Annotated in this window: 4 protein-coding genes and 1 pseudogene; 1 reads left to right on the forward strand and 4 read right to left on the reverse strand. The window is 65.3% G+C overall.

What is annotated here, in order from left to right:
* A pseudogene (locus Q0K09_RS10180) lies at window positions 1-159 on the forward strand (transcriptional regulator); the annotation flags it as partial.
* 293 nt (window positions 160-452) lie between these two features.
* On the opposite strand, the gene guaA reads toward Q0K09_RS10180, so the two are convergent.
* The 4 genes from guaA to carB all read right to left on the reverse strand — a co-directional run.
* Window positions 453-1994, reverse strand: coding sequence for a glutamine-hydrolyzing GMP synthase (gene guaA / locus Q0K09_RS10185; RefSeq protein ID WP_294475905.1), 1542 nt, complete (start codon window positions 1992-1994; stop codon window positions 453-455).
* Between the two features lie 37 nt (window positions 1995-2031).
* Complete coding sequence (locus tag Q0K09_RS10190) at window positions 2032-2973, reverse strand: immunoglobulin-like domain-containing protein (RefSeq protein ID WP_294475906.1); 942 nt, start codon at window positions 2971-2973, stop codon at window positions 2032-2034.
* A complete protein-coding gene (locus tag Q0K09_RS10195; RefSeq protein ID WP_294475907.1) occupies window positions 2970-3599 on the reverse strand; it encodes a hypothetical protein in 630 nt (209 codons plus the stop codon). The genes Q0K09_RS10190 and Q0K09_RS10195 overlap by 4 nt, the downstream gene beginning before the upstream one ends.
* Window positions 3600-3662: 63 nt before the next feature.
* The coding region (gene carB / locus Q0K09_RS10200) for a carbamoyl-phosphate synthase large subunit (RefSeq protein WP_294475909.1) at window positions 3663-5708 on the reverse strand (2046 nt) is incomplete at its 5' end.

Genomic DNA, 5708 nt, shown 5'->3' on the forward strand with positions numbered 1-5708 from the left:
GCCCGGCTGCATGAGATGCTCTGGGCCTGGCGGGAACAGGCGGCCAAATTGGAAGCCGGTGAGATCTCTCAGGAGGACTATGACCGCTGGCGTTACCACTACCCGGAGTACGACAGCAACCAGATCCGCACTAAGGTACCGCCGGAGGGTCTGATCTAACCCTCTCACTTGTAGGCCACGGGAAAGGCCATTTGTTGCACAAAATCAGAAAATTCAGATAAATGAGAGCAAAATAAAAAAGGTCTAACTGATTAGCAAAAATCAGTTAGACCTTTTACTTATGAATAAAAAGATGAGGATTTTTAGGCTACTCGCAAGCCACCCGATTTTTCTTTTCAAACTCAATAAATCGGGATTTGACGAGTGCTATCAATCTGCTATCAAATGGGGATTTGAAAAATCAAAAAGTCAGTATTTTCAAGGGTTTGCGAGCCCTCATATCCACTTTTTGCTTATTCCCACTCGATTGTTGCCGGGGGCTTACTGGTGATGTCATACACAATCCGGTTAATCCCCTGGACCTCGTTGACAATTCTCGTAGAGACCCGGTCCAGCACCTCGTAGGGAATCCGGGCCCAGTCGGCGGTCATGAAGTCGGAGGTGGTGACGGCCCGGAGGGCCAGGGTGTAGTCGTAGGTCCGGCCGTCGCCCATGACCCCCACGGAGCGGGTATTGGTGAGGACGGCGAAATACTGGTTAATGGTCCGGTCCAGGCCGGCGGCGGTGATCTCCTCCCGGTAGATGGCGTCGGCCTCCCGTAGGGTGTCCAGCTTCTCCCGGGTCAGGTCCCCGATGACCCGGATGGCCAGGCCGGGGCCCGGGAAGGGCTGGCGCATCACCAGATACTCCGGAAGGCCCAGCTCCCGGCCCAGCTGCCGGACCTCGTCCTTGAAGAGCAGGCGCAGGGGCTCAAGGATCTCCCGAAAGTCCACATAGTCCGGCAGCCCCCCCACGTTGTGGTGGCTCTTGATCACCGCGGCGTCCCCGGCTCCGGACTCGATGACGTCAGGGTAGATGGTCCCCTGGGCCAGAAAATCCACGGCTCCGATCTTCCTGGCCTCCTCCTCGAAGACCCGGATGAAGGCCTCGCCGATGATCTTCCGCTTGCGCTCCGGCTCGGTGACGCCGGCGAGCTGGTCCAAAAACCGGGCCTCGGCGTCCACCCGGATGAAGTTCAAATCCCACTTGGCGAAGGCGGCCTCCACCTCGTCCCCCTCATCCTTCCGCATGAGGCCGTGGTCCACAAAGACGCAGGTGAGCTGCCGGCCCACGGCCTCCGCCAGCAGGGCCGCGCAGACCGAGGAGTCCACCCCGCCGGAGAGAGCCAGGAGCACCTTGCCGCTCCCCACCTTCTCCCGGATGGCTGCCACGGAGGTCTTTAAGTAGTCCCCCATGGTCCAGTCCCCCACAGCCCCGCAGACCTCATAGAGAAAGTTCCGAATCATGTCCACGCCGTGCTCCGTGTGATTGACCTCCGGGTGGAACTGCACCCCGTAGAACCCCCGCCCCTCGTCGGCGACGGCCACATTGGGGCAGTTGGCGCTGTGGGCGGTGAGGGCAAAGCCCTCCGGCACCCGGGCCATGTAGTCGCTGTGGCTCATCCAGGAAATCCCCTGGGCCGGGAACCCCCGGAAGAGCCGGCAATTTGTGTCGTAGCTGGTGAGGGTCTTGCCGTACTCCCGGGCGGCGTCGTCCTGGGCCTGGGTGACCTCCCCCCCCAGGGCCTGGGCCATGAGCTGGCAGCCGTAGCAGATGCCCAGAATGGGCACACCCCAGGTGAAAATCGCCCCATCCACCCGTGGGGCCTTCTCGTCGTAGACACTGTTGGGCCCGCCGGTGAAGATGATGCCGATGGGCTCCATGGCCTTCAGCTGGGCCAGGGGGGTGGTGTAGGGCTTGACCTCGCAGTAGACCCCGCACTCCCGGACCCGGCGGGCAATGAGCTGGTTGTACTGGCCCCCGAAGTCCAGGACGATGACGGTCTGATGGGACATGGTTCTTCCTTCTTTCTGTTTGGAATGAAGCGCCGGGTCACGGGACCTGAACCGCCCCCTCCGCCACGGAAAATCCAGCGGAAGCGGCCATACCGTCGCCGCAGGACTTGCAGATGCGGTAATCGCCGTCGGGCAGGGGCAGCCAAAGGTCCATCCAGGGCTGGAACACATAGATCTCTCCGGGCCGGAGCGTCAGGCCGATGCTGTTGAAGGCGTAGTGGCCGGTGTCCCGGTAGGGGACGCTGTACCAGACGCCCTCCAGCGCCGCCTGGAGCTCATAGCCCTCCCCGAAAAAGCACGTCTGCGTCCCGCTGTTGCCGAGGGTGCCGGTCAGTCCATCGGACCCGTCGGCCTCCAGCTCCAGGGTGACGCCCGCCGGGGCCGGGGCCTCCTGGCCCAGGGTCAGGAAGGCGGGATTCCAGGTCCCGGCCGCCAGGGCCAGATTCCGCTGGTTGGGGAAGCCGGCTGGAAAGCCCTGGACCTCCCGCTGGGAGAGGTCCCCGCCGCCCCCGTCCCAGAGGGCCTGGAAGTCCACCTCGGCCCGGAGCACCCGGCCCTCGGAGTCGCTCCACACCCCCTGCCGCCAGGCGGCCTCAAAGTCGTACTCGGTGCGGGTCAGGGAGAGGCCCCACAGGGGGCCCTCCTCCGGGAAGGTCAGCCCCGCCTCCGCCTGGCCGGTGAGGGCGGAGAGGTCCGCCAGCAGCTCCCCCTTTTGGGGCTGGAAGACGGTCTGGGTCAGGCAGGTCTCTCCGTCCCAGTACCAGAGGGTCATGGCGCCGTCCCCGCCGGTGTCCTCAGGCAGCAGGGCCGCGGGCTCCGTGGAGACGGGCTCCAGCGGGGCGGTGGCGCTGGACGCAGGAGCGGCTTCCGGGGTGCTGTCGGGGAGATTTCCCGGGGAAACCGGGTCCCCACCCCCGGCGGTGCACCCCGCCAGGGCCAGGGCCAGCAGGAGGGCGGGCCAAACCCGCCGGTCCCTCATGACGCCACCTCCGCCCCGCCCCACTCCACGGCGGTGAAGCCGGTGCGCACCGGGGCGGTCAGGGTCTGGGGCGCTACCTCCACCGGCTCCTCCAGCCCCTTCCAGGCCATAAAGACCCGGAGGAGGGTGTCCGGGGCCGGGTCAATGGCCAGCCCGGCAGCGTCGGTGTAGGCCCCGGTCTCGAAGGAGATCAGGTTGTAGGGATTCTCCTCCATCCGGGGCAGCCAGTAGATGAGAAATTCGTTGGCCTCCCGCTGAGTGAGGCCCAGGTCCGCCAGGGCTCCCTCCAGAAAGGCCGCAGTCTCCTCCCCCGCCACACAGAAGCCGGTGGAGAAGTCGTGCGCCGTTTCCAGGTCCGCCTCCCAGAAGAGGCAGTAATAGGTTCGCCCGGTCTCCGGGTCGGTGAGGGTCCCGTCGGGGGCGGCCAGCACCCTCCAGCCCTCCTCATAAGCTGGATAGCTGCTGGTGAGGGCCCCCCCCAGGTCCAGCCCCACAGAGACCAGGGTCTCCTCCTCCGGGTAGAGGTAGAGGACGGGCTTTTCGCTCAGGGGCTCATCCCGGCCCTCGCAGGCGGCCAGGGCCGGCAGGAGCAGGGCCAGAACTGGGAACCAGTACCGCTGTTTCATGGGACATCCTTCCTCTCGCAGTCAGATACCCTTTAGACGGGATCGGATGGAAAAGGTTCCCCCTCAGATCTTGGTGATGTCGATGGGGCGCAGGTCGGCGCTGCGGCCCCGCTCCCGGACGGTGAGAATGGCGTGGGCGGTGTCGATGGCGGTGACGCAGGCCACCGAGTGCTCCACGGCGGCCCGGCGGATTTTGAAGCCGTCGGTGTCGTGCTTCCGGCCCCGGGTGGGGGTGTTGATGACCAGGTCCACCGAGCCGGAGGCGATCATATCCAGGATGTTGGGGTGGGCCTGGGAGACCCGGGCCACCTTCCGGGCGGGGACCCCGGCGGCGTTCAGGGCGTCGCAGGTGCCGGAGGTGGCCAGAATCTCGATGCCCATGTCCTCCAGGCCCCGGGCGATGCCGATCATTTCCCCCTTGTCCTCATCCTTCATGGTGATGATGACCCGCCCGCCCTTCTTGGGCACTTTCATGTTGGCCCCCTTGAAGGCCTTCAGCAGGGCCTGGGGGAAGGACTCGGCCAAGCCCAGGCACTCGCCGGTGGACTTCATCTCGGGGCCCAGGCCGGTGTCCACGTCGGTGAGCTTCTCAAAGGAGAACACCGGCATTTTCACGGCGTAGTAGGGGGCCTCGGGGTAGACGCCCGTGCCATAGCCCAGGTCCCGGAGCCTCTGGCCCAGCATTACCCGGGTGGCCAGGTCGATGATGGGCACCCCCGTGACCTTGGAGATATAGGGGATGGTCCGGCTGGAGCGGGGGTTGACCTCGATGACGTAGACCTGGTCGTCGTAGAGGATGAACTGGATGTTGATGAGGCCGATGACCCCCAGGGCCTTGGCCAGGTCGTAGGTGTACTTCAGGATGGTCTGCTGGTGCTTCTCCTCAATATGGAGGGGGGGATAGACCGAGATGGAGTCCCCGGAGTGGACCCCGGCCCGCTCCACATGCTCCATGATGCCGGGGATGAGGATGTCCTCCCCGTCGAAGACGCCGTCCACCTCCACCTCCCGGCCCATGAGGTATTTGTCCACCAGGATGGGGTGCTCCTGGACCGTCTGGTTGATAATGCGCATGAACTCCACGATGTTCCGGTCGTTGTAGGCGATCTCCATGCCCTGGCCCCCCAGGACGTAGGAGGGCCGCACCAGCACCGGGTAGCCGATCTCGTGGGCGGCGTCCAGGGCCTCCTGGGTGGTGAAGACCGTCCGGCCGGCGGCCCGGGGGATGCCGCACTGCTGGAGGATGGCGTCGAAGCGCTCCCGGTCCTCGGCGGCGTCCACGCCGTCGGAGGAGGTGCCCAGGATGGGGACCCCCATATCGGTGAGGGCCTTTGCCAGCTTGATGGCGGTCTGGCCCCCGAACTGGACCACCGCCCCCCAGGGCTGCTCCAGCTCCACCACGTTCTGGACGTCCTCGGGGGTCAGGGGCTCGAAGTAGAGCTTGTCGGCCACGTCGAAGTCGGTGGAGACGGTTTCGGGGTTGTTGTTGATGATGATGGTCTCATAGCCCAGGCGTTTGAAGGCCCAGACCGAGTGGACCGAGCAGTAGTCGAACTCGATGCCCTGGCCGATGCGGATGGGGCCGGAGCCCAGCACCAGGACCTTCTTCTTCGGGGCGTCCGGCTCCGCCGGGTCCAGGGCCTCGTTTTCCTGGTCGTAGGTGGAGTAGTAGTAGGGAGTCTGGGCCTCGAACTCGGCGGCGCAGGTGTCCACCATCTTGAAGGCTGGGCGGATGCCCAGGGACTCCCGCAGGGCCTTGACCTCCGGGGCGGTGCCCCCCGAGAGGGCGGCAATCCAGGCGTCGGAGAAGCCCATTTCCTTGGCTGCGCGGAGGGTGCCGGCCTCCGGCTTCCCCCGCTCCAGGCGGTTTTCCATCTCCACGATGTTGCGGAAGCGGTCCAGGAACCAGATATCCATCCGGGTGATCTTGTTGATCTTCTCCGGGGAGAAGCCCCGGCGCAGGGCCTCGGCCACCACAAAGAGCCGCTGGTCATCCACGTTGGCCAGCCGCTCCTCGATCTCCTCGGTGTAGAGGTCCTCCAGGCCCTCCAGGCGCAGGGACTTCACCGGCAGCTCCAGGGAGCGGATGGCCTTCATCAGGGCCCCCTC

It is taken from the genome of uncultured Intestinimonas sp., assembly GCF_944387725.1.
GTDB lineage: Bacteria > Bacillota > Clostridia > Oscillospirales > Oscillospiraceae > Intestinimonas.

What these genes read in the sequence shown, in the direction of transcription:
- guaA (WP_294475905.1), bottom strand. Translation starts at nt 1,994, where the DNA reads ATGTCCCATCAGACCGTCATCGTCCTGGACTTCGGGGGCCAGTACAAC.
- Q0K09_RS10195 (WP_294475907.1), bottom strand. Translation starts at nt 3,599, where the DNA reads ATGAAACAGCGGTACTGGTTCCCAGTTCTGGCCCTGCTCCTGCCGGCC.
- Q0K09_RS10190 (WP_294475906.1), bottom strand. Translation starts at nt 2,973, where the DNA reads ATGAGGGACCGGCGGGTTTGGCCCGCCCTCCTGCTGGCCCTGGCCCTG.